1 protein-coding gene is annotated in these 1,391 nt (G+C 69.4%); it reads left to right on the forward strand.

Features of this window, described 5'->3' with window-relative positions:
• The first annotated feature begins 285 nt into the window (after positions 1-285).
• Positions 286-1,338 (forward strand): IS110 family RNA-guided transposase, encoded by a 1,053-nt coding sequence (locus CHB98_RS20880; RefSeq protein WP_089307532.1) that lies wholly within the window; start codon positions 286-288, stop codon positions 1,336-1,338.
• Positions 1,339-1,391: the final 53 nt, after the last annotated feature.

Below are 1,391 nucleotides of genomic sequence, written 5' to 3' on the forward strand. Positions count from 1 at the left end.
GCGGCCAGGTCGCGGACCAGCGGGTAGCTCTGTAAGCCTCGGTGGCGGCGGCCCGGTGAGGACTGCCAGGGTCGGTGCCGGTGATCGCGAGTGGCTCACGGTATATCTGGCCGCCGGTTCCGGCGTGCCTTCAAAATGGCGTGCCCTCGGTTCACCGGCACCGGCCCGAGCATCGTGTGGCTTGATTAGGAGCCTGGCCGCCGACTGGCGTGCCTCACTACAGATTTGCCCCTTCGGTGCTGTCTTCCGGGTCGAGCTGTTCATTCCATCGACGAGAGAAGCAGCATGCCCGGAGAAGAACTGGACGCGGTCATCGGCGTCGACACCCATCGCGACACCCACACCGCCGCGCTCGTGGACACGGTCGGCCGTCAGCTCGCTGTGCTGGTCATCAGCGCGGACGCGGCCGGCTACGCCCGCCTGCTTGCCTGGGCGGCCGAGCAGGCACCCGGCAGCCGAGTGCTCTGGGCGATCGAAGGAACCCGCAGCCACGGAGCCGGTCTCTGCCGAGCGCTCAGGGCAGTTGGCGCGCAGATCACCGAGGTGGATCGGCCGACGCGGCGAGCCCGGCGTGCCGGTAAGAGCGATCCCATCGACGCGCTGCTGGCCGCCCGATCGGCGCTGGCGGCTGACTTCGTCCGGCAGCCCCGCACCGACGGGGACCGGGAGGCCGCGCGACTCCTGCTGGTCGAGCGCGACCGGCTGGTTCGCCACCGCACCGCGGTCCTCAACCAGATGCGGGACCTCGTGCTGACCGCACCGGAGGACCTGCGTCGGCGCCTGCACGACCGCAGCATCGCCGGCCTGATCGCCGCCTGCTCCGCACTCCGCTCACGCGCCTCCGACGACATCGAGACGCGCGTGCGCGTGCAGTCACTCCGCCGACTCGCCCGCCGCGCTCGAGCACTCACCGAGGACGCGAAGACCGTGGAGACCGACCTCAAGACGCTCACGGCCACTGCCGTTCCGCAGCTCCTCGCCGAGCCCGGCATCGGCCCCATTGTGGCGGCACAGCTCTGGGTTAGTTGGTCTCACCCCGGACGGATCCGTTCGGAAGCGGCGTTCGCCGCCCTCGCCGGAACCAGCCCATTGCCGGCCAGCAGTGGACAGGTCACCCGCTTCCGGCTCAATCGCGGCGGCGACCGGCACCTCAACCGAGCACTTCACCAGGTGATGATCACCCGACTCTCGTGCCATTCAGCAACCCGCGAGTACGTCGATCGCCGCCTCAGCGACGGAAAGACCCAGCGCGAAGCCCAGCGATGCATCAAGCGCTACCTCGCCCGACGCATCTGGCGCCTACTCGAACATGAGACGGCGATTCCCGCTGCCGCTTGACAGGCATAGGAGCGTCATTTTGGGAGGCTGCCGGCGGCGAAGTAGGCCGCGGC

Origin of the sequence: Geodermatophilus pulveris (genome assembly GCF_900188375.1) — a bacterium.
Lineage (GTDB): Bacteria > Actinomycetota > Actinomycetes > Mycobacteriales > Geodermatophilaceae > Geodermatophilus > Geodermatophilus pulveris.